This is a genomic window from Kitasatospora sp. NA04385, from assembly GCF_013364235.1.
Taxonomy (GTDB): domain Bacteria; phylum Actinomycetota; class Actinomycetes; order Streptomycetales; family Streptomycetaceae; genus Kitasatospora.
Genome location: NZ_CP054919.1, coordinates 5,899,083 through 5,921,271 on the forward strand (window position 1 = coordinate 5,899,083; position 22,189 = coordinate 5,921,271).

The following is a 22,189-nucleotide window of genomic DNA, read 5'->3' on the forward strand; positions in this document are numbered from 1 at the left end:
ATCTGTGAAACCAGAGTAGCTTCGATGCCATGACAACCGCGATCTCGGTGTCCGGCCTGGTGAAGACCTTCGGCCGCACCCGCGCCCTGGACGGCTTGGACCTCACGGTCGAGCAGGGCGAGGTCCACGGGTTCCTGGGGCCCAACGGCTCCGGCAAGTCCACCACCATCCGCGTCCTGCTCGGCCTGCTGCGCGCCGACTCCGGCAGCGCCGCCCTGCTCGGCGGCGACCCCTGGCGGGACGCGGTGCCGCTGCACCGCCGGCTCGCCTACGTCCCCGGCGACGTGACGCTGTGGCGCAACCTCTCCGGCGGGGAGGCGATCGACCTGCTCGGGCGGCTGCGCGGCGGACTGGACCCGGCCCGCCGGACGGCCCTGCTGGAGCGCTTCGAACTCGACCCGACCAAGAAGGGCCGCACCTACTCCAAGGGCAACCGGCAGAAGGTCGCCCTGGTCGCCGCGTTCGCCTCCGACGTGGACCTGCTGATCCTGGACGAGCCGACCTCCGGACTGGACCCGCTGATGGAGGAGGTGTTCCGCGGGTGCGTCGCCGAGGCCCGCGACCGGGGCGCCACCGTGCTGCTCTCCAGCCACATCCTGTCCGAGGTGGAGGCCCTGTGCGACCGGGTCTCGATCATCCGGGCCGGCCGCACCGTCGAGACCGGCACCCTCGCCGACCTGCGCCACCTCACCCGCACCTCGATCGACGCCGAACTCACCGGACCCCCGCCCCGCCCCGGCTACGTCCACGACCTGGCCGTCGACGGCCACCGGCTGCGCTGCCAGGTCGACACCGACCGGCTCGGCGACCTGCTCACCGAACTCAACGCCGCCGGCCTGCGCACCCTGACCAGCCGCCCGCCCACCCTGGAGGAGCTCTTCCTCCGGCACTACGCGAGCGACGGCGGCGCCGGAGCCGGCGAAGCGTCGGCGGCGGTCGCCCGATGAGCAGCCAGGCCCTGTCCGCCCCGCAGGCCCCCGCGGCCGCGCCCGCCCCCGGCCGCCAGGATCTGGCGGGCCTCGGCGTCCTCTACCGCCTCGCGCTGCGCCGCGACCGGATCGCCCTGCCGGTGTGGCTGTACGTCGGCACCGGCATGGTCGCCTCCACCGTCTTCTCCTTCCGCAAGCTGTACGGCGACGAAGCCTCCCGCCGGACGTTCGCGGCCGGTGTCGACGGCAACGGCTCGCTGCGCGCCCTGTACGGCCCGATCTTCGACGGCTCCACCACCGGCGGGCTGACCGCGTGGCGGATGGGCGTGTTCGGGGCGGTGCTGGCCGCCCTGATGTCGACCCTGCTGGTCGTCCGGCACACCCGGGCCGAGGAGGAGGACGGCCGCCTGGAGTTGATCGGCGCGGGCGCCGTCGGCCGCCGGGCCCCGCTGACCGCCGCCCTCGCCGCCGCGCTCACCGCCAACGCCGCGCTGGCCGCGCTGATCGCCGCCGCACTGCTGGCGGCCGGTCAGGACGCCGCCGGCGCGCTCGCCTTCGGCCTCGCGCTCGGCACCGCCGGGCTGTTCTTCGCCGCGCTGGCCGCCGTCACCGCCCAGCTCGCCGAGACCGGCCGGGCCGCCAACGGCCTGGCCGGCGCGGCGATCGGCACCGCCTTCGTGCTGCGCGCGATCGGCGACTCGGGCGCCGGCACCGGCTGGGTCTCCTGGCTGTCCCCGCTCGGCTGGTCCGAGCAGGTCCGCGCGTTCGCCGGGAACCGCTGGTGGGTGCTGCTGCTCCCGCTGGCCGGCGCCGCCCTGCTCACCGCGCTGGCCCGCACCCTGGTCGGACGCCGCGACCTGGGCGCCGGGCTGCTCCCGCAGCGCCCCGGCCCGGCCGCCGCCGCCCCCGGCCTGGCGAGCGCCGCCGCGCTGGCCCGCCGCCTGCAGCGCGGCCCGCTGCTCGGCTGGACGCTGGCCCTCGCGGTCGGCGGCGCCGTGTTCGGCGGCGTCGCCAAGGGCGTGGTCGACCTGATCGGCGACAACCGGCAGATGGCCGAGGTCCTGGCCCGGATGGGCGGGCAGCAGGGCGTGCTGGACGCCTACCTGTCCAGCATCGCCAACGTGCTCGGCATGGTCGCCGCCGTGTACGCCGTCCAGGCGGTGCTGCGGATGCGCGCCGAGGAGGTCTCCGGCCGGGCCGAACCCGTGCTGGCGGGCGCGGTCTCCCGGCTGCGCTGGGCCGCCGGGCACCTGCTCTTCCCGCTGCTGGGCACCGCCCTGCTGCTGGCCGCCGCCGGCGTCACCGCGGGCCTGGCCGAGGGCCTGGCGCTGGGCCAGGGCGGCGGGACGGCGGTCGGCCGGATGCTCGGCGCGACGCTCGTCCAGCTCCCCGCGGTCTGGCTGACCGCGGCCGTCGCCCTCGCCGGGTACGGCCTGCTGCCGCACTGGGCGGCGGCCGGCTGGGCGGGGTTCGGCGCGTTCGTGCTGATCTCCTGGCTCGGCCCGATCGTGCAGCTCCCGCAGGCCGTCCTCGACCTCTCCCCGTTCAGCCACCTCCCGCACCTGCCCGGCGGGCAGCTCACGGCGGCCCCGCTGCTGTGGATCACCGCCCTGACCGCGCTCACCACCGCCGCCGCCCTGGCCGGGCTGCGCCGCCGCGACCTGGGCTGAGCCCGGGCCGCCCGGGCCCGGCGCCGGGCCACCCGCCGCGCCGGGCACCCGGCGCCCCGCACGCAGCACGGGCCTCACCCGGCCTTCGGACAGAACGCGTCCCGCGCGGGGCGGCGGCCGGTGGCCAGGAACTCCGTCACCAGCGCGTCGCCGCAGGCGTTCCCGTTCGCCAGGTAGGCGTCGTGGCCGCCGGAGTCGACCGCCACCATCCGGGCCCGGTCGCCGAAGGCGGCGCGCATCTTCAGCGCACCGGAGTAGGGGGTGGCCGGATCCCGGAGGTTCTGTACCAGCAGGACGTTCGACGGCCCGGCGGAGCCGACCCGCACCGGCGGCTCGGCGGGCCGCCAGGGCCAGAACGCGCAGGGCGTCACGTTCACCGGCATGCCCGCGGTGAGCGGGTGCGCGGCCCGGTCGGCGGCCACCGCCGGGGCGTACGAGCCCGGGTCGCGCGGCCAGGACACGTCGTTGCACAGGGTGGCGAGGGAGACCGAGGTGCCGTTGCGCACCGCGGCCTCCGGCACGGCGCCCGGGACGGGCAGCGGCCGGCTGCCCCGGGCGGCCTGGACCAGTTCGGCGAGCCGGGGGAACCCGGCGTCCGCGTACAGGTTCTCCAGCATCGCCGAACGCAGCGCGTTGCCGTCCAACCGCTCCGGGTTGGCGCCCGGCCAGGGCAGCGGTGCGTCGTCCAACTGCCGGGCGGTGGCCAGGTAGGCGGCGCGGACCTGCTCCGGGGTGTCGCCGAGCCGGTACTCGCCCGCGGCGGGGGAGGCCGCCCAGGCCGCGAAGTCCGGGAAGCGGTCCGCCACGCCGGTGGCGTAGTTGGCGAGCCAGCCGCGCTCCACCCTGGTCGGGTCCGGGTCGTCGTTGCTGTCCAGCAGGACCCGGTCGGTGCGGTCGGCGAACAGCGTGGCGTACACGGCGCCCGCGTAGGTGCCGTAGGAGACCCCCCACAGCGAGATCCGGCGCTCGCCGAGGGCCTGGCGGATCCGGTCGACGTCCCGGGCCTCGTTGCGGGTGCTGATGCTGCGCACGAGCTCCCCGCCGTCGGCCGCGCAGGCCGCGGCCATCCGCCGGGCGGTGGCCAGGTTGGCGTCGATCCCGCCGTCGGGCGCGGGCCAGGGCAGGGTGTGGCTGTGCGCCAGGTCGGCGTGGTCGAAGCCGCAGTCGAGCGGGGTGGAGCGGCCCACCCCGCGCGGGTCGAAGCCGATCAGGTCGTACCTGTCGAGTACCGAACGGGGGAGGCGTTCCACCGCGCCGGCGGGCCCGTTCAGGCCGGAGCCGCCGGGGCCGCCCGGTATCAGCACCAGCACCCCACGCCGCAGTTCGGGCCGGGCGGTGGAGATCCGGGAGACCGCGAGGGAGATCGACGGCCCGCCGGGCCGCGCGTAGTCGAGCGGGACGGCGAGCTCGGCGCACTGCTGCCGGGCGTCGGGCGTGCCGGCCGGGCACGCGCCCCAGGCCAGGCGGTCGGCGGCGGGGGCGGGCGCGGCCAGGGCGAGCGGCGCGGTGAGGCCGAGCAGGACGGTGGTGGCGGCGGCGAGGGCGGCGCCCCGGTGGAGGATTCGCATGCCCGCAAGTCTTCGCTCCGGCGCGCCCCCGCACGATCCCGCCAGCCTCCGTCTTTTCCCTGCGGCCCGCTCCAGGGAACGCACTGGAGCCAGCACCACCAAAGAGGTTGACGGAGCGTCAGGATTTCGTGACGGGCCGTCAGTCTCCGGCGCGGACGGTCACCACCGGTTCGTGGTGCACCGGGAAGTTCACGGAGGAGGCGATGAAGCAGTCCCGGGCCGCCGGTCCGTGCAGGGCCACCGCCTGCTCGCGCATCGACTCCTCGGCGACCTCGATCCGCGGCCGGAGCAGCACCCCGGTGAACCGGCCGCCGTTGCCCTCGGTGGTCATGGTGCCCTCGGAGTCGTCCGCGTAGGACAGCACGACGACGCCGTTCACCGCGCAGTGGTGCAGGTAGGAGAGCATGTGGCACTGGGCGAGCGCGGCCAGCAGCAGCTGCTCCGGGTTCCACCGGGACGGGTCGCCGCGGAAGGTCGGGTCGGAGCTGCCCGGGATGTCCGGCACGCCCGCCGCCGACACCGTGTGGTCCCGGCTGTAGGAGCGGTAGTGGTCGGTGCCGGTGCCGAGGTTGCCGGTCCACTCGACCCGGACCGCGTAGTGGTGGGAACGGGAGAAGGCCATGCGGGTCACTCCTTGTGGTCCGCGGCCGGTCGGTCGGCCGCGCAGGTGTCCAGGACGTGCCGGCGGGCCGCCGCCGCGGCGGCGGCCCCGTCCCCGGCGGTGATCGCGTCGAGCAGCTCGCGGTGCTGGGCGTCGACCAGGGCGGTGCGGGCGGGCGGGCGCAGGGAGCGCAGGGTGGAGACCTGGATCTGGTCCCACAGCCGGTCCAGGGTGTGCAGCGCCACCGGGTTGGCGGCCAGTTCGGCGATCCGCCGGTGGAAGGCCCGGTTCAGCCGCACCCCCGCCACCGCGTCCCCGCCCGCGGTGGCCCGGTGGGTGCGGTCCGCCAGCTCGGCCAGGTCCGCCAGCTCGGCCGGGGCGAGCCGTCCGGCGCGCTGCCGCTCGGCGGCCAGTTCGGCCGTCAGCGCCTCCAGCGCGGCCCGCACCCGGTAGACCTGCGACAGCTCCTCGCCGTCCAGCCGCACCACCCGCAGCCCGCGCCCGGCGGCGGCCAGCAGCCCGTCCGCGGTCAGCGCCCGGAAGGCCTCCCGCACCGGCGTGCGGCTCACCCCCAGGGTCTCGGCCACCTCCACCTCGCCCAGCCGGGACCCCGGCGGGTAGTGGCCGTCCAGGATCAGTTCCCGCAGCCGCAGGCGGGCGCTCTCGGTCTGCACGGGGTCAGCGTAGATCCCTGCATGCAGTGCATGCAATGGCCATGTGCATGATGCACAGTGTCGAGTGGGGAACTCGTTGGGACCCGGACGGTGCGGTCCGCTATATTCGCGCAGCCTCGACCCGTACCACTCGCAGGGGGGAACACCCAATGTCGTTCGACCAGGAGCGCGCCGGGAAGGACGACCAGGGCGCCGCTCGGGACGACACCCCCGCCAACCCGTGGGCCGCGCCCGCCGCCCCGACGCAGCCCGGCGCGCCCCAGCCCGTTCCCGGTGCGCCCGCCGCCTCCGCCGAGCCCGCCGAGCCCGCCGCGCCCGCCGACCCGTGGGCGGTGCCGTCCCCCGGCGCCCACCCCTGGGGCAGCGGCACGCCGCACCCGGGCGCGGCCCAGATACCCGGCCAGTACGGCATACCCGGCCAGTACGGTGCACCCGGCCAGTACGGGATGCCGGGCTACCCGGGCTACCCGCAGCCGTCGCGGTCGCTGTACACCAACGGGCTGGCCATCGCCGCGCTGGTGGTGAGCTTCCTGTGCTACTTCGGCATCATCGCCATCGCGCTGGGCGCCGCCGCCCTGGTCCAGATCAAGCGGACCGGCGAGCGCGGCAAGGCCATGGCGGTCTCGGCCATCGTGATCGGCTCGGCCTGGCTGCTGCTGCTGGTCCTGGTGGTCGTCAACAGCGGCCTGCACTTCGACTTCAGCACCGACAGCTCCTCCGGCTCCGGCTCCGGCGACCGCGCCAGGCCCAGCCCCAGCTCCACCGTCGTCCTGCTGCCCGCGACCTCGCCGCTGCGGCTGAGCGCCGGGGAGTGCTTCAACCTCCCCACGGAGCAGGTGGCCAAGAAGGTCCCCTGCGCGCAGTCGCACGAGGGCGAGGTGTTCTGGACCGGCACGCCCGGCGAGCAGGGCGACGACTACCCGGCCGCGAGCACGCTGGAGTCCGAGGCGGACCGGGAGTGCCTGAACCACGTCGACGAGTACGTGATGGACACCTGGACGCTCACGGACGAGACGACCTACCGCTACTACTACCCGGACCGCAACAGCTGGCACACCAGCACCGGCCGCCGCTTCATCTGCTTCCTGGCCGGGGACAAGCCGACCACCGGCTCGATGCGCAAGGACGCGACCAACCTGACGAACGACCAGCAGCACCTGCTGGCGGCCACCAACCAGCTCGACCGGGTCTGGGCCGACGGCCCCGACGAGGACGCCGAGATCAAGGACGACCCGCAGGTGTTCCGCACCTGGGCCGGCCGGATGGCCGAGGCGGCCGACCGGCAGGCCGCGCTGCTCAGCGGCGTCAGCGGCTGGGCCAACGCCGACAAGAAGACGATCGACCGGCTGGTCGGCGAGTCCAAGGTGGCCGCCCAGCACTTCCGGGCCGCCGCGAAGGCCACCGACGCGGCCACCGTGGAGGACGAACTGCGCACCGCCTCCAAGCACCTGGGCGACGACCTGATCCTCGACCTGCGCCGCCAGCTCGGCCTGGCCACCCAGGACCGGGAGCCCGGCAAGCACCCCTCGGACCAGGTGGTCTGACCCGCCCGGGGCCCGCCCGGGCCCCGCCCGGCTCAGCTCCGCCCGGGCCCCGGCTCAGCTCAGCCCGGCTCAGCCCCGGCCGCGGCGGTCCCATTCGGCGGCGTGCCGCACCAGCCGGGCGGGCAGGGCGGGCGCGCCCGTCCAGTGCAGGTGCAGGTAGGAGGCGTGCACCGAGCCGTGCAGGTGGCCCTCGGTGTGCGGGCCGGCCGGGGTGCGCCAGCCCCAGGCGGGGGACGGACCGGCCGCCGGGTCGGTGGCGGTGCGGTGGAACTCGTGGCCGCGCACCCGGGACCCGGCCGCCGCCAGCGGCGAGTCGGCGAGCGCCACCGCCTCCCGGTAGCCGAGGGTCAGCCGGGGCGTCATCCGGGCCGCGGAGTCCAGCACCCCGCACATCGGCAGGCCGTCCAACTCCCGCCCCAGGTACAGCAGTCCGGCGCACTCGCCGACCACCGGCGCACCGCCCGCGGCCAGCTCGGCGACCGCGGCGCGCAGCGCCGCGTTGGCGCTCAGCTCGGAGACGTACACCTCGGGGAAGCCGCCGCCGATCACCAGCGCCGCCGTCCGCTCGGGCAGCCGCTCGTCGTGCAGCGGGTCGAACGGCACCACCTCGGCCCCGGCGGCGGCCAGCAGCTCGGCGTTCTCCGCGTACGAGAAGGAGAACGCCGCGCCGCCCGCCAGCGCGACCCGCGGCCGGGGCCCGGCCACCGGTTCGACCTCCGCCGCCGCGTCCCAGGGGGCGTCGGTCAGCGGCGGGGCGGTGCGGGCCAGCGCCAGCACCGCGTCCAGGTCGACCGACCGGCCCACCAGTTCGCCCATCTCGCGCACCGCCCGCAGCGCCTCCGCGGAGCGCTCCACGGCCGGGACGAGCCCCAGGTGCCGGGACGGGGTGTCGACCGCCCCGGCCCGGCGCACCGCGCCCAGCACCGGCACGCCCGAGCCCTCCTCCAGGGCCTCGCGCAGCAGCGTCTCGTGCCGGTCCGAGGCGACCTTGTTCAGGATCACCCCGGCCAGCCGGACCTGCGGGTCCCAGGACGCGAAGCCGTGCACCAGCGCCGCCACCGACCGGGACTGCGAGGAGGCGTCCACCACCAGCACCACCGGCGCCCGCAGCAGCTTCGCCACCTGCGCCGTGGACGCCAGCTCGCCCCGCCCGGCGGCCCCGTCGTACAGGCCCATCACGCCCTCGACCACCGCGACGTCCGCCCCGGCCGCGCCGTGCGCGAACAGCGGGGCGATCCGCTCCGGGCCGCTCATCCAGGCGTCCAGGTTGCGGCCCGGGCGCCCGGCGGCCAGCGCGTGGTAGCCGGGGTCGATGTAGTCGGGGCCGACCTTGTGCGGGGAGACCTTCAGCCCGCGCGCGGCCAGCGCCGCGATCAGGCCGGTGGCCACCGTGGTCTTGCCCGCCCCCGAGGAGGGCGCGGCGACCACCAGGCGGGGTATCACGTCGTTCAACTCGCTACCACTCGATACCGCGCTGGCCCTTGCGGCCCGCGTCCATCGGATGCTTCACCTTGGTCATCTCGGTGACCAGATCGGCCAGTTCGAGCAGCGGCTCGGGCGCGTACCGGCCGGTCACCACCACGTGCTGGCTGCCCGGGCGGTCCCGCAGCACCTCGACCACCTCGGCCGCGTCGATCCACCCCCAGTGCAGCGGGTAGGTGAACTCGTCCAGCACGTAGAACCGGTACGTCTCGGCCGCCAGGTCCCGCTTGACCTGCTCCCAGCCCTCCCGGGCCGCCTCCTCGGAGGACTCGATGTCGCGCTGCACCCAGGACCAGCCCGAGCCCATCTTGTGCCAGGCCACCGAGCCGCCCTGCCCGGAGGCGCCGAGCACCCGCAGCGCGTTCTCCTCGCCGACCTTCCACTTCGCCGACTTCACGAACTGGAACACCCCGATCGGCCAGCCCTGGTTCCAGGCCCGCAGCGCCATCCCGAACGCCGCCGTGGACTTCCCCTTGCCCGGCCCCGTGTGCACCGCCGTGATCGGCTGGGTCCGGCGCTGACGCGTCGTCAGGCCGTCGTCCGGGACGTTCTCCGCCACTCCCTTGGGCATACCGCTCACGCCGCCTTTCGCGTCGTCGTCATGGTCGTCCGGGCCTCGCGCACCAGCGAGGCCACCCCTTCGGCCCGCAGCTCGTCCAGGCTCACCGCGTCACCGTTCAGGTGCGCCGCCAACTCCCGGGCCAGGCCCAGCCGGACGGGGCCGGACTCGCAGTCCAGCACCACCGCGGCCACGCCCTGCGCCGCCAGCAGCCCCGCCGCCCGGCGGGCCCGGGGCAGCGCGTCCTTCCCGCCGGTGGCCCGGCCGTCGGTCACCACCACCAGCAGCGGGCGCCGGTCCGGGTCGCGCAGCCGCTCCACCCGCAGCACCTCGTGCGCCCGCAGCAGGCCCGCCTCCAGCGGCGTCCGCCCGCCGGTCGGCAGCTGCTCCAGCCGGGCCGCGCCCACCTCCACCGAGGAGGTCGGCGGCAGTGCCAGCTCCGCGCCCGCGCCCCGGAACGTCACCAGCCCGATCTTGTCGCGCCGCTGGTAGGCGTCCATCAGCAGCGACAGCACCGCGCCCTTGACCGCCGTCATCCGCTGCCGGGCCGCCATCGACCCGGAGGCGTCCACCACGAACAGCACCAGGTTCGACTCCCGGCCCCGGCGCACCTGCTCGCGCAGGTCGTCCCGGCGCAGCACCAGCGCCCGGCCGTCCCGGCCGCGCGCCACCTGGTGCGGGGCCGCCGCGCGCAGCGTCGCACTCAGGTGCAGCCGGGAGAGCCGACCCTGCGGGCGGCGGGCCCGGATCGTGTGCCCGGCGTCCGTCTCGGCGGGGGAGCGCCGGCCCTGCGCGCCCCGGCCGGTGCCATTCACCTTGAACAGCCGCGTGCGGTACGGCCGGTCGGCCGCGACCGGCGCCGACTCCCGTCCGCCGCCCGGGCGTTGCCGCGGGGGAGCGGGGGTCTCGTCCGAACCCGCCTCCCCGGAAGGCGCGTCGGACGCGTCGGACGCGTCGGGCGCGTCCGGCTCCGGCGCACCGCCCCCGCCGTCCGGGCCGCTGCCGTCCGGGCCGTTCCCGCCGTCGTCCGGGCCGCCGTCGTCCGGCCCGTCGCCGTCCGGTTCCGCCCGGTGCTCGGCCAGCGTCTCGTCCAGCTGTTCTTCGTCCAGCCCGGGCGCGTCGAACGGGTTGCGCCGCCGCCGGTGCGGCAGCGCCAGCCGGGCGGCCGTGCGGACGTCCTCCTCCAGCACCGCGGTGCGCCCCGCCCAGGCGGCCAGCGCGACCGCCGTGCGCGCCATCACGATGTCCGCCCGCAGGCCGTCCACCTCGAACGCGGCGCACACCGCGGTGATCTGCCGCAGCGCCAGGTCGGAGAGCTCGACCTCCGGCAGCAACTCCCGTGCGGCGGTGATCCGTTCGGCGAGCTCGCGCTCCCGCTCGTCCCAGCGCGCCGCGAAACCGGCCGGGTCGGCGTCGTACGCGAGCCGGCGGCGCACCACCTCGGCGCGCTCGTCCGCGTCCCGGGTCGCCGCGATCTCCACCGTCAGGCCGAACCGGTCCAGCAGCTGCGGCCGCAGCTCGCCCTCCTCCGGGTTCATCGTCCCGACCAGCAGGAACCGGGCCGCGTGCCGCACCGACACGCCCTCGCGCTCCACGTACGAGCGGCCCATCGCCGCCGCGTCCAGCAGCAGGTCCACCAGGTGGTCCTGGAGCAGGTTCACCTCGTCGATGTACAGCACCCCGCGGTGCGCCTTCGCCAGCAGGCCCGGCTCGTACGCCTTCACGCCCTCGGCGAGCGCCCGCTCCAGGTCCAGCGAGCCGACCACCCGGTCCTCGGAGACGCCCACCGGCAGCTCCACCAGGAACGCGGGCCGCTCCGCGACCCCGGCGCCGTCGTGCTCCCCGTCCGGGCACTGCGGGTCCGGCGCCGCCGGGTCGCAGGCGAACCGGCAGCCCGGCACCGTGCCGATCGACGGCAGCAGGCCCGCCAGGGCCCGCACCATCGTCGACTTCGCCGTCCCCTTCTCGCCCCGCACCAGCACCCCGCCCACGGCCGGCGAGACCGCGTTCAGCAGCAGCCCCAGCCGCAGGTCGTCCATGCCCACGATCGCCGTGAACGGATAACGGGCCTCGGTCACTTGGCACTCCCCATCTCCAGCGGGGCCGGGGCCCCGGGCGGCACGAACGGCAGACCCGCCGGTGCCCCGTTCTCGATCAGCTTCCACAGCGCGTCGGTGTCGGCGTGCTCGGCGACCAGGTCGCCCAGCGCGTCGAGCTGCTGCTCGCGGGCGGCCGCGAAGGAGGTGTCCGGCGCCGGGACGAAGGACCGCCCGGCGGCGCGGGACGCCTCGGCCAGGAACGCCCGGCGGAAGGCGTCGTTCTCCAGCAGGCCGTGCCAGGTGGTGCCCCACACCGCGCCCGCCCGGCAGCCGTCCAGCGGCCGCCCGGCCGGGTCGGTGACGAACGGCGCGCCGCCCTCCACCGACACCACGCCGTGGTGGATCTCGTAGCCCTCCACCGGCTCGCCCAGCGCCACCCCCGACGGCCGGGCCAGCACCTTGTCGGCGCCGAACACCACCCGGACCGGCAGCAGCCCCAGGCCGTCCACCGCGCCGGACGACTTCGACTCCACCCCGTCCACGATCTCCCGGCCCAGCATCTGGTAGCCGCCGCACACCCCCAGCACCGGCAGCCCCGCCGCGGCCCGGGCCGCCAGCGGCTCCGCCAGGCCCTGCGCGCGCAGCCACGCCAGGTCCGCGACGGTCGCCCGGGTGCCGGGCAGCACCACCAGGTCCGCGTCCGCGAGCTCCTCCGGGCGGGTCGCCCAGCGCACCAGCACGCCCGGCTCCTGCGCCAGCGCGTCCACGTCCGTGAAGTTCGACAGCCGCGGGAAGCGCACCACCGCGACCCGCAGCACCTCGGCGCCCACCGGCCCGCCCGCCGCCGGCCGGGACGCCACCGCGGCCAGGCCGAGCGAGTCCTCCGCGTCCAGCCACAGGCCGGGCAGCATCGGCAGCGTCCCCAGCACCGGACGGCCGGTCAGCCGCCGCAGCATCTCCAACCCCGGCTCCAGCAGCCGGGCGTCACCGCGGAACTTGTTGACGAACCAGCCCGCGACCAGCGCCTGGTCCTCGGCCGACAGCAGCGCCAGCGTCCCGAACATCGACGCGAACACCCCGCCCCGGTCGATGTCCCCGACCACCACGACCGGCAGCCGGGCCGCCGTCGCCAGGCCCATGTTGGCGATGTCCCGGTCCCGCAGGTTGATCTCCGCCGGGGAGCCCGCGCCCTCGCACACCACCACGTCGAAGCGCGCCCGCAGGTCCGCCAGGCACTCCAACGCCCGTTCCAGCAGCACCGGTTTGCGCTCCCGGTAGTCCAGCGCCCCGACCTCCGCGACCGGCCGCCCCAGCAGCACCACCTGGCTGCGCCCGTCCGCGCCCGGCTTCAGCAGCACCGGGTTCATCGCCGCCTCCGGCGCCACCTTCGCCGCCTGCGCCTGCATCGCCTGCGCCCGCCCGATCTCCGCCCCGTCGGCCGTCACGAACGAGTTCAGCGACATGTTCTGCGCCTTGAACGGCGCCACCCGCACCCCCTGCCGGGCCAGCCAGCGGCAGATGCCCGCCGTCACCACGCTCTTCCCGGCATCCGAGGTCGTTCCGGCCACCAACAGCGCGCCGTTCACGGCAGGACTCCTTCGGAGAGGGGGAGGGGGAGGGGGAGAGGTGAGGGGCGCGCGGGCACGCCGAGGACCCGCCCGGACGGGGGCAGCCGCCGCGACGCGGTCACCCGCGCCGCCGCCCGCCGGAGGCCAGCGCCCGCACGCCCAGCGTGGTCACCAGGGCGAGCGCGCCGACCCGCCGGGAGAGGCGGCAGGCCCGTTCGATGTCGGCGACGGCGACCGGCGGCAGGTCCGCGCCCAGCACGGGACGGTGCTCGACCCGCTCGCCGTAGCGCAGCGTCCCGCCCAGCCGCACGCCCAGCGCGCCCGCGAACGCGGCCTCCGCCTGGCCCGCGTTCGGACTCGGGTGCGCGGAGCCGTCCCGCCGCCAGACCCGCCACGTCCGGGCCGGGGCGCCGGACGCGCCGACGGCCAGCAGCGCGGTCAGCCGGGCGCCCGGCCAGCCCGCGACGTCGTCCAGCCGGGCCGCGGCCCAGCCGAACCGGCGGTAGCGCGCCGACCGGTGCCCGACCATCGCGTCCAGCGTGTTGACGGCCCGGAACGCCAGCAGCCCCGGCACGCCCGCGACACCGCCCCACACCAGGGCGTTGACCACCGCGTCGGCGGTGTTCTCGGCGACCGACTCGACCACCGCCCGCGCCACCTGCTGCTCGTCCAGGCCGGACGGGTCGCGCCCGCACAGGTGCGGCAGCCGCTCCCGGGCGCCCGCCAGGTCGCCGTCCGCCAGCGAACGCCCGACCGCCGTCGCCTCCCGGGTCAGCGAGGTCCCGCCCAGCACCGTGAAGGCGGCCGCGGCGGCCAGCGCGCCCGCCGCCACCGGCGAGCGCCGCGCCGCCCGGACGGCCAGCGCCGCCCCGCCCGCCACCGCGCCGACCGCGAGCGCGGTGTGCAGCGCCCCGGCCCCGCGGTGGTCGCGCCACAGCCGGCCCTCCAGCCGGGCCGCGGCGGTGCCGAACAGGGCGACGGGGTGTCCGCGCCGGGGGTCTCCGAACCGGGCGTCCGCGAGGTATCCCGCGGCCGCGCCCACCAGGTACGGGGCAGCCCGCATGGCGTCGTGTCCTCACTCAGGGTCCGCGCCCTGGATCGACGGAACGGGGGCCAGAGTCTCCTGACTTCCGGTCACCCCCGCGCGGGGTGTCCGGTCACAGTGGCGGGACCGCGCCGGACTCGCACCGGCTTCCTCTGCTTGCCTCCGTTTGGCCCGAAGATCCCACCACGCCCGCTTCGGGGCAGTCAACCGAGCCGGCGGAGGGGTTGGTCACATACGGCCACCGGGGCCGGAAGGGCCCCGCCGAACCGGTCGACGGGGCCCGCGGCGCAGGTCAGGACGGGTGCGGGTCAGGCGGTGTCGCTGCCGCTGCCGCTGCCGCTGCCGGTGCCGGTGCCGTTGTCGCCACCGCCGCTGCCGTTGTCGCCGCTGTCGCCGCGCAGGGAGCGGACCATGCTCTGCAGGCTCCGGAACGCGTCCGCCTGCTCCGCCCCGGTCATGCCCGCCAGCATCCGGGCCTCGACGGAGCGGACCGCCGCGCTCGCCCGCGCCAGGCTCCGCCGGCCGCGGGGGGTGAGCCGCGCGGGGAGGGCCTTGCCGACGGGCGCCTCCGCGGGCCGGGTGACGTACCCCTCCCGTTCCAGGTTCTGGAGCAGCACGTTCATCGACTGCCGGGTCACGAACGCGCCGCGCGCGAGCTCGGAGTTCGACAGGCCCGGCCGCTGGGCCAGCAGTTCGAGGCAGGAGTAGTGCGTCACGGTCATGCCGAGCGGCCGCAGCACCTCCTCCATGGCGGTGCGCAGGACGCTCGACGCCTCTTTGAGCAGGTAGCCCAGGGAGGTGTCCAGGTCGATGCCGGCGTCGCTTTGACTCATGTCAGAAGTCTGACATACGTTGTGCGTGTCAGGAATCTGACACGAACGGAAGGAGCATCGCCATGCCCGCCACCGGTCCCGACTTCCTCTCGCTGCAGGCGCGCGACCTCGACGCCTCGCGGGCGTTCTACGAGCGCTACCTCGGCCTGGTCCGCTCGCCGGCCGGGCCCCCGCACGCCGTGGTCTTCGCGACGGAGCCGATCGCGTTCGCCCTCCGCGAGGTCGTCCCCGGCACCGATCTGGCCTCCGCCGCCCGGCCCGGCATCGGCGCCGCGATCTGGCTGCACGCCACCGACGTCCAGGCCGTCCACGACGCCCTCGCCGCCGACGGCCACGCCATCGTCTCCGCGCCGGTCGACGGCCCCTTCGGCCGGACCTTCACCTTCGTCGACCCCGACGGCTACCACATCACCCTCCACGACCGCCGCTGAGGCCGGCCGGGGCCCGTCCCCGGGGCCTGCCCCCTGGCCCCGGCGGCCCCGGAACCGGCCGCCGCCGGCTCGTCGGTTCACCCAACCCCGCCGCCCCGCACCCGTTCCCGCTTCGTGCCATCCGCGGCTGTGGCCCGCCCGGCCCCCGCCCCTACCGTCGGAAGGCATGCGACGCAGACAGCCGCCGGCCCCCGCGCCGGTGCCGTTCTCCCCGGCCGCCGCCCGCGCCCACCGCACCGCGCTCGGCCTGACGGCCGACCAGGTCGCGGACGGGCTGGCCGCGCACGGCGTACGGCTGCTGCCCGGGCACGTCCTCGGCTGGGAGGAGGGCCGGATCGCGCCCACCGAGGAGCAGCTGACCGCCCTCGCCCGCACCCTGTGGTGCCCGCCCGCCGACCTGATGGGCACCGCCCCCGCCACCCTCCGCGAGCACCGGATCGCCCGCGGCCTCACCCCCGACCAGGCCGCCCGCCAACTCGGCCTCGCCCCCGCCGCCTACCTCCGGGCCGAAACCACCGGCCGCTGGAGCGGCGACGAGGAGCAGACCCGCCTGCTGGCCCGCGTCCTCGCCCTCGACCTGCCCGCCCTGCTCCGGCTCACCGGCCGCGCCGCCGAACTCGACGCCCGCCTGCGCCAGGTCGTCCAGGGCCGCTGGCAGGCCCAACTCGCCCCCGTCGCCCGCCTCGTCCCGGTCGACCCCGGCACCCTCGAACACGTCCTCGCCACCCTCCAGGCCGAACACCACACCCCCACCTCCTGGGGCGCCGCCCCCGCCCCGCCCCGCCCCGAACCCACCGCCCGCTTCTGGCAGTTGCTCACCGAGATCGCGATAGAGACCGGGCCCGAGGCCGGGCCCGCCGGCCGCCCCGCCGACCACTGACGGCCCGGGACCGCACCGGCCCCGAGGGCGCCCGGGGAGGGGGCGGGACCGTCCGCGCCGGGCGGGACCGCCGGGGGTGGTCGTCACCCGGGGCGGCGCCCCGAATGGCCGTCCGTCGCGCGGGCAGGTGCACTGGGAGCAGAGGACCGCCAGCACTCGGGAGACCGCCATGCGTTGGGGAACCGCAGCCGCCGTCGCGGCCGCCGCAGCAGGAACCGGAACGGCGGCGTTCCTGCTGCTGGGCCGGAAGGTGTCCGACCGGGTGGTGCGGCCCGGTACCGTGCAGGCGCGGTCGGCGCCCGCGCCGGTGAAGGTGCACGCGCTCGGGCCGGGCCGGGTGGTGCTGACCTCGACGCCGGACACCCGCCGGCGCGGGACGTACGCGCTGGAGTGGGGCGAGGGCGGCCACGCCGTGGTCGGTGGGGTGCTGGAGCAGGGCGCGGACCGGGTCACCCGGCGGCTGGAGCGCGCCGACGGCGGGACGCTCGCCGTCGGCACCGAGGTCAGGGTCACCGCGCGGGTGCTGCTCGGCGACCCGCGCACCGCCCTCGGCCTGGACTACACCGACGTCGCGGTGGCCAGTGACCTCGGCACCCTCCCGGCCTGGCACACCACCGGCATCCGCGGCACCTGGGTGCTGCTGGTGCACGGCCCGGGCACCGGCCGCGAGCAGGCCCTGGCGGTGCTGCCGCTGCTGCACGCGCTGCGGCTGCCCACCCTGACGGTCAGCTACCGCGGCGACCGGGACGCCCCGGCCCCGCCCGACGGCCTGGGCCACTTCGGCGAGACCGAGTGGCAGGACGTCGAGGTGGCGATCCGCTACGCGCTGTCCCAGGGCGCCGGGCAGGTCGTGCTGTACGGCTGGTCGGTCGGTGCGACCGTCGTGCTGCACACCGCCGCCCGCTCCACCTGGCGCGACCGGATCGCCGGGGTGGTGCTGGACTCCCCGGTGCTGGACTGGTCCGAGACCGTCCGCCGGGAGACCGCCCGGGCCTGGTCGTCCCCCGCCCTCGGCGAACTCGGCGCGCTCTCCGCCCAGGGCCGCACCGGCGTCGACCTCGCCGGCTTCGCCCGGATCGCCTCCGGCGCCGACCTGCCCGCGCCCGCGCTGCTGCTGCAGAGCCCGGACGACCGGATCGCCCCGTGGAGCGCCGCCCAGCGGCTCGCGGACGGCCGCGACGACCTGGTCAGCCTGCACCCGGTGCCGCACGCCGAGCACGCCGCGCTGTGGAACGCCGACCCGGCGGGGTACACCGAGGCGCTGCGCCGCTTCCTGACCCCGCTGCTGTGACCCCCGGGGCCGGGCGCGCGGCCCCCGGAGCCGGGCGGCGGGGAACCGGAGCGCCCTCGCAGCGCGTCCTCGTCTCGGAGCGGTCACAATATCCGCCATGTCCACGTCGAAAAGCGGAGTGATTCGTCCCGTTTCGTGGCGACTCGTCCCCCCGTCGTTCGAAGCGTTCGCACGACGGGCCGAGACAGCTCGGCAGTCGATGTGACAGAAGGCCCGTACAAGGGGAAGACTGCACGGCGTGACGTCTCGGAACCCGCGCGACCGTGATGCCCCGCACCCGCCCCACCGCACCGGTGCGACGGTGACCCGTCTGCCCGGAACGGCGGCCGTCGGTCGTGTGGAGGGCACCCCCCCCGCCGCCAGCCGCCGCCGGGTCCCCGCGAAGCCGGGGCGCGGCCGGGTGCCCGTCCCGGACGGCTTCCCGGCCCCCTCCGAGCTCGCCCCGCTGGCCCGCCGGATGCTCGCCGACGCCGTCCGCGTCGCCCGCTGGGCCGGCGAGCTCTCCGAGGTCGACAAGCGCGGCGAACTCCTCCCCGAGGACGCCCGCGCCGCCGGCCGCGCCCTCGCCATGACGGTCGGCGCCGCCGCCAACGCCTGGGGCCAGGCCCTGCTGGTCGGCCTGGTCGAGCTCCGCGACGGCGGTGCCGGGCCCGGCTGGCGGCTGCACGCCTGGGAGCACGACGACGAGGCGGTGATCCGCGGCTGGTCCGCGCTGTTCGACGCCTGGACGCTGCTCGCCCCCGTCCCGCCCGCCGCCCTGCGCGGCGTCTTCGCCCAGCTGGCCGGCCAGGCCGTCGACCAGGCCCCCCAGCTGCTGTCCTTCCTGCACCTGGTGGACGGCCCGGTCGCCGACAGCGAACTGCTCGAACTGCTCCGCCGCGGCCTCGACGAGCGCCGCCTCGGCCCTGGCTCCGGCACCTTCCCGCTGTCGCCCGTCCCGCACGCCGCGTTCGCCGTCTCCGCCGTCCGCGGCACCTGCCGCGAACCGCAGATCGACACCCCGCACTCACCCGCCGACGTCGCCGCCGTCCTGGACTGGATGCTGGACGGCCTGGCCGCCGTCGGCGCGCTCGGCCGCCGCGACGAGGCCGCCGAGCTCTCCCCGCTGGGCCACTGGGCGGTGCGCGCCAAGCTGGAGGAGATCTGCACCGTCGCGCAGACCGCCGCCGGCCACATCGAGCAGAGCGCCGCCGAGCTGCTCAGCGCCTGCGCCGACTACAGCCCCGGACCGGCCCGCGCCGAGTTCCGCGCCTGGGTCGCCGCCCGCCCCGCCGACCGCGCCGTCGCCGAACTCCTCGAAGCCGCCCGCGGCGAGGACGCCCTCGTCCGCGGCCTCGCCTTCGAGGCGCTGCGGGTGGTGGCCGGCTCCACCGCCGAACAGGGCGTGCGGGCCGCCGTCGACGAGCCCGTTCTGCGCCCCTACGCGCTGCTCTGGCTGGCCGAACAGCTGGACGAGGACGGGGTCTCCCCGGCCGACGTGCTGGGCGCGGAGGACGCCGCCTGGCTGTGGGTGGACACCGCCGCCGCCGTGCTCGACCACGGCGAGACCGCGCTGCTGGTCGGCCACGTCGAGGGCGCCTCGGCCGGCGAGCCGGTCCGGCTGTTCCACCGCGCCCGGCAGTCCGGCCACCCGCGCGCCGCGAGCGTGCTGACCGCCGTCGCCTCCGTCCACCCGGACCCGGCCGTCGCCCGGGCCGCCCGCCGCAGCGCCTTCTCGGTCCACAACGGCGGCGCCTGAGCCCGTACCGGCACCCGGGCGGCGCCTGAGGCCCGTACCGGCACACACGAGAAGAAGCCGCACACGAAAAGAAGCCGCCCTCCCGGATCAGCTCCGGGAGGGCGGCTTCCTTCGTGCGGTGGGGCGGCGGGGCGTCAGCCCCGGTTCTCGGCCCGGCGGGCGCGGACCACGCCCACCTTCTCGCCGACCTTGCGGCGGATGACCAGCAGCGGGGCCATCGCGGCCAGCGCGATCTGGGCGACCGCGCCGATGTGCATCAGGGTGTCGCCGCCGGGCAGCCCCGCCGCCCAGGAGGCGAGGCAGCCGATGGAGACCACGATCCAGGCGAGCGTCGCGGTGGCGAGCAGGCCCTGCGGCTTCGGGTACTCGATCCGGCTGACCATCAGGTAGGCCACGCCGAAGATCATCAGCAGGCCGGGGACGAACGGCGGGTCGAGCAGCACGATCGCCAGCACGGTCATCGCGCCCATCGGGCAGGGCATGCCCTGGAAGATCCCGGGCCGCATCTTGACCGCCGAGAAGCGGGCCAGCCGCAGCACCACGGCGAGCAGCACGGTCAGCGCGATGAACGCCGAGAGCTGCTGGTTGGTGCCGGGGGAGACCAGCCCCCACACCGCGACGAAGTAGGCCGGCGCGATGCCGAAGCTGATCAGGTCGGCCAGGTTGTCGAGCTCGGCGCCGAGCGCGGAGGAGCGCAGCTTGCGCGCCACCAGGCCGTCGAAGAGGTCGCACATGGAGCCGATCAGCAGCAGCGTCACCGCGGTGGCGGCGCTGTGCTTGACCGGGGCGGCCGACTCGTTGGTCAGGTGCGGCATCAGGATCCCGGTGGTGATCGAGTAGATCGCCAGGAAGCCGCAGACGGCGTTGCCCAGGGTCAGGAAGTCGGCGGTGGACAGGTGCTGGGGGGAACGGGGCGCGCGCAGTTCGCGGTCCCGGGCCCAGCGGCGGCGGCGGAGCTCGGTCGACTCGTCGTCGTCGAGCTCCATGAGGGTTTCCGGATCAGTCACGGTCAAGGCGAGTCACCCCGGCGGTGGTCTTCTGGCCGACCGTGACGCCGACCTCGACGCCCGCCGGCAGGTAGGTGTCGACGCGGGAGCCGAAGCGGATCAGACCGACCCGCTCGCCCTGCTCGACCTTGGTGCCGGCGTCCACGTAGGGGACGATGCGCCGGGCCACAGCACCCGCGATCTGCACCATCTCGATGTCGCCGATCTCGGTGTCGAAGTGCCACACGACGCGCTCGTTGCGGTCGCTGTCCTTGTTGAACGCCGGGACGAACCCACCGGCGATGTGCTCGACGGACGTCACGGTGCCGGGCAGCGGCGCGCGGTTGACGTGGACGTTGAGCGGGCTCATGAAGATCGCGACGCGGGTGCGGCCGTCCGGCCACTCGTCGATGGACTGGACCACGCCGTCGGCCGGGGAGATCACTCGGCCGGCGCCGATCTCGCGCTCGGGGTCGCGGAAGAACCACAGCATGCCGGCGCTCAGGGCGCAGGCGGGCACGGCCGCCAGGGCCCACTTGCCGGAACGCCGGGTGAGGGCGGTCGTCACGGCGGCGGTGGCGAGCGTGGGAACGAACCAGGGGGTGGCACCGCGCGCGATGGTCACGCGGGGACGCCGACCCTCGGGTCCGGGACCCTGGGCGGAGGTGTGAGGGGACGGGCTGATGGGCATCGAGGACCTTTAGTCGCGGCCCCGCGCGGAGACACTGAATGGCCCCTGGACGGGGGCCACCGCGGGGATCGAGTTGTTTGGACGGCTGCTGTCCGGGTGGATGCTATCGGGACCTGCCCGTATCTGGGCAAGCCGCCTGCTAGCCGGACTGCGCCTGCCTGCGGAGTCGAGCACCTGCTATGCATACGACCGTAACCGGAGAGGACGCGGTTCCCCAAGAGGTGCCGTGTCACGGGTGATTCACGTCTCAGTGACGGTGGAGTGACACGCGGTGCGCGGAGGCGCCCCACCGGCGCGCACCTGGGAAAACGCGCCGGTGGGTCGCCTCGGGCGCCGGTCCCGCCGGAGGGACGGCTGACCAGGCCGGGGCGGGTGCGGCGCGGTGCGGGCGGCGGGCCGCACGCCCGCCGCCCGCACCGGGAGGGGCGGTTCAGTCGGCGAGCCGGTACTCCTCCAGCAGCCGGCGTCCCACGATCATCTTCTGGATCTCCGCCGTACCTTCACCGATCAGCAGCATCGGGGCCTCCCGGTACAGCCGCTCGATCTCGTACTCCTTGGAGAAGCCGTAGCCGCCGTGGATGCGGAAGGAGTCCTCGACGACCTCCTTGCAGTACTCGGAGGCCAGGTACTTGGCCATCCCGGCCTCCAGGTCGTTGCGCTGCCCGCTGTCCTTCTTGCGGGCGGCCATCACCATCATCTGGTGCGCGGCCTCGACCTTGGTGGCCATCTCGGCGAGCTTGAACTGGATCGCCTGGTGCTCGGCGATCTTCTTGCCGAAGGCGACCCGCTGCTGCGCGTACGCGATGCCCAGCTCGAACGCCCGCCGGGCCACCCCGCAGCCGCGCGCGGCCACGTTGACCCGGCCGACCTCGACGCCGTCCATCATCTGGTAGAAGCCCCGGCCGGGGACGCCGCCCAGGACGCGGTCGGCCGGCACCCGGACGTCCTGGAGCACCAACTCGGTGGTGTCGACGCCCTTGTAGCCCATCTTCTCGATCTTGCCGGGCACGGTCAGGCCGGGCACGGTCCCGTTCGGCCCGAAGCCGGGAGTCTTCTCGATCAGGAAGGTGGTCATGTTCTTGTACGGGGTGCTGCCGCCCTCGTCGGTCTTGCAGAGCACCGCGACCACGCTGGAGGTGCCGCCGTTGGTCAGCCACATCTTCTGGCCGTTCAGGACGTAGTGCTCGCCGTCCCTGACGCCCTTGGTGGAGATCGCCGACACGTCGGAGCCGAGGCCCGGCTCGGACATCGAGAAGGCGCCGCGCAGCTCGCCGGCCGCCATCCTGGGCAGGAAGTACTCCTTCTGCTCCGGGGTGCCGTGCGCGCTGATCATGTGCGCCACGATGAAGTGGGTGTTGACGATGCCGGAGACCGACATCCAGCCGCGGGCGATCTCCTCCACCACCAGGGCGTAGGTGAGCAGCGACTCGCCGAGGCCGCCGTACTCCTCGGGGATGGTCAGCCCGAACAGGCCGAGCTGCTTCATGCCCTCGACGATGGCGGTGGGGTACTCGTCCCGGTGCTCCAGCTCGGTGGCGACCGGGATGATCTCCTTGTCGACGAACTCCCGCACGGTGGCGAGGATGTCCCGCTGGATCTCGGTGAGGCCGTCGGTCTGTGCGAGGCGTCCCATCGTGCGGCTCCGTGAATGCTCGTGAGG

At 75.9% G+C, this 22,189-nt stretch carries 19 protein-coding genes and 1 riboswitch; of the genes, 7 read left to right on the forward strand and 12 right to left on the reverse strand.

The window, feature by feature from the left end; all coding sequences use genetic code 11:
- Positions 1–29: 29 nt before the first annotated feature.
- On the forward strand, positions 30–947 hold the full coding sequence (locus HUT16_RS26225; RefSeq protein WP_176190513.1) for an ABC transporter ATP-binding protein: 918 nt from the start codon (positions 30–32) through the stop codon (positions 945–947).
- On the forward strand, positions 944–2,599 hold the full coding sequence (locus HUT16_RS26230) for an ABC transporter permease (RefSeq protein WP_176190514.1): 1,656 nt from the start codon (positions 944–946) through the stop codon (positions 2,597–2,599). Before HUT16_RS26225 ends, HUT16_RS26230 begins: the two co-directional genes overlap by 4 nt.
- Positions 2,600–2,673: 74 nt before the next feature.
- Here HUT16_RS26230 and HUT16_RS26235 read toward each other — a convergent pair whose 3' ends face one another.
- The 3 genes from HUT16_RS26235 to HUT16_RS26245 all read right to left on the reverse strand — a co-directional run bounded on the left by HUT16_RS26235 (position 2,674) and on the right by HUT16_RS26245 (position 5,442).
- A complete protein-coding gene (locus tag HUT16_RS26235; protein WP_176190515.1) occupies positions 2,674–4,167 on the reverse strand; it encodes an alpha/beta hydrolase in 1,494 nt (497 codons plus the stop codon).
- Positions 4,168–4,306: 139 nt separating this feature from the next.
- Positions 4,307–4,789 (reverse strand): OsmC family protein, encoded by a 483-nt coding sequence (locus tag HUT16_RS26240; protein WP_176190516.1) that lies wholly within the window; start codon positions 4,787–4,789, stop codon positions 4,307–4,309.
- A 5-nt stretch (positions 4,790–4,794) separates the two neighbouring features.
- On the reverse strand, positions 4,795–5,442 hold the full coding sequence (locus HUT16_RS26245) for a GntR family transcriptional regulator (RefSeq protein ID WP_176190517.1): 648 nt from the start codon (positions 5,440–5,442) through the stop codon (positions 4,795–4,797).
- A gap of 149 nt (positions 5,443–5,591) precedes the next feature.
- Between HUT16_RS26245 and HUT16_RS26250 the strand changes: the two genes are divergently transcribed.
- On the forward strand, positions 5,592–6,986 hold the full coding sequence (locus tag HUT16_RS26250; RefSeq protein ID WP_176190518.1) for a DUF4190 domain-containing protein: 1,395 nt from the start codon (positions 5,592–5,594) through the stop codon (positions 6,984–6,986).
- 69 nt (positions 6,987–7,055) lie between these two features.
- On the opposite strand, the gene HUT16_RS26255 is transcribed toward HUT16_RS26250, so the two are convergent.
- The 6 genes from HUT16_RS26255 to HUT16_RS26280 form a co-directional block, all read right to left on the reverse strand.
- Positions 7,056–8,438: a cobyrinate a,c-diamide synthase gene (locus HUT16_RS26255; RefSeq protein ID WP_176190519.1), complete on the reverse strand. Its 1,383-nt coding sequence runs from the start codon at positions 8,436–8,438 to the stop codon at positions 7,056–7,058.
- A gap of 4 nt (positions 8,439–8,442) precedes the next feature.
- The gene (gene cobO, locus HUT16_RS26260) at positions 8,443–9,039 is read right to left on the reverse strand and encodes a cob(I)yrinic acid a,c-diamide adenosyltransferase (protein ID WP_176190520.1); all 597 of its coding nucleotides are present in this window, start codon (positions 9,037–9,039) and stop codon (positions 8,443–8,445) included.
- Positions 9,040–9,044: 5 nt separating this feature from the next.
- Entirely contained in the window at positions 9,045–11,066 is a 2,022-nt protein-coding gene (locus tag HUT16_RS26265; protein WP_254898369.1) for a putative cobaltochelatase, read from the reverse strand.
- Positions 11,067–11,101: 35 nt separating this feature from the next.
- The gene (locus tag HUT16_RS26270; protein ID WP_176190522.1) at positions 11,102–12,652 is read right to left on the reverse strand and encodes a cobyric acid synthase; all 1,551 of its coding nucleotides are present in this window, start codon (positions 12,650–12,652) and stop codon (positions 11,102–11,104) included.
- 100 nt (positions 12,653–12,752) lie between these two features.
- Entirely contained in the window at positions 12,753–13,697 is a 945-nt protein-coding gene (locus tag HUT16_RS26275) for a cobalamin biosynthesis protein (RefSeq protein WP_176190523.1), read from the reverse strand.
- Positions 13,698–13,750: 53 nt separating this feature from the next.
- Positions 13,751–13,833, reverse strand: a riboswitch (cobalamin riboswitch).
- Positions 13,834–13,987: 154 nt separating this feature from the next.
- Positions 13,988–14,512 carry a MarR family winged helix-turn-helix transcriptional regulator gene (locus tag HUT16_RS26280; protein WP_176190524.1) on the reverse strand — a complete coding sequence of 175 codons (525 nt, stop codon included), beginning with the start codon at positions 14,510–14,512 and terminating at the stop codon, positions 13,988–13,990.
- 62 nt (positions 14,513–14,574) lie between these two features.
- Here HUT16_RS26280 and HUT16_RS26285 point away from each other — a divergent pair, with 62 nt between their 5' ends.
- The 4 genes from HUT16_RS26285 (at position 14,575) to HUT16_RS26300 (ending at position 18,852) form a co-directional block, all read left to right on the forward strand.
- Positions 14,575–14,943 carry a VOC family protein gene (locus HUT16_RS26285; protein WP_176190525.1) on the forward strand — a complete coding sequence of 123 codons (369 nt, stop codon included), beginning with the start codon at positions 14,575–14,577 and terminating at the stop codon, positions 14,941–14,943.
- Between the two features lie 166 nt (positions 14,944–15,109).
- Complete coding sequence (locus HUT16_RS26290) at positions 15,110–15,823, forward strand: helix-turn-helix transcriptional regulator (RefSeq protein WP_176190526.1); 714 nt, start codon at positions 15,110–15,112, stop codon at positions 15,821–15,823.
- 169 nt (positions 15,824–15,992) lie between these two features.
- The gene (locus HUT16_RS26295) at positions 15,993–17,114 is read left to right on the forward strand and encodes a S9 family peptidase (protein WP_176190527.1); all 1,122 of its coding nucleotides are present in this window, start codon (positions 15,993–15,995) and stop codon (positions 17,112–17,114) included.
- Positions 17,115–17,451: 337 nt separating this feature from the next.
- A complete protein-coding gene (locus tag HUT16_RS26300; protein ID WP_254897994.1) occupies positions 17,452–18,852 on the forward strand; it encodes a hypothetical protein in 1,401 nt (466 codons plus the stop codon).
- 134 nt (positions 18,853–18,986) lie between these two features.
- On the opposite strand, the gene HUT16_RS26305 is transcribed toward HUT16_RS26300, so the two are convergent.
- The 3 genes from HUT16_RS26305 to HUT16_RS26315 form a co-directional block, all read right to left on the reverse strand.
- Positions 18,987–19,838 carry a phosphatidylcholine/phosphatidylserine synthase gene (locus tag HUT16_RS26305; protein ID WP_176190528.1) on the reverse strand — a complete coding sequence of 284 codons (852 nt, stop codon included), beginning with the start codon at positions 19,836–19,838 and terminating at the stop codon, positions 18,987–18,989.
- A gap of 13 nt (positions 19,839–19,851) precedes the next feature.
- Positions 19,852–20,529 (reverse strand): phosphatidylserine decarboxylase, encoded by a 678-nt coding sequence (locus tag HUT16_RS26310; protein WP_176190529.1) that lies wholly within the window; start codon positions 20,527–20,529, stop codon positions 19,852–19,854.
- 430 nt (positions 20,530–20,959) lie between these two features.
- Positions 20,960–22,162 (reverse strand): acyl-CoA dehydrogenase family protein, encoded by a 1,203-nt coding sequence (locus HUT16_RS26315; RefSeq protein ID WP_176190530.1) that lies wholly within the window; start codon positions 22,160–22,162, stop codon positions 20,960–20,962.
- Positions 22,163–22,189: the final 27 nt, after the last annotated feature.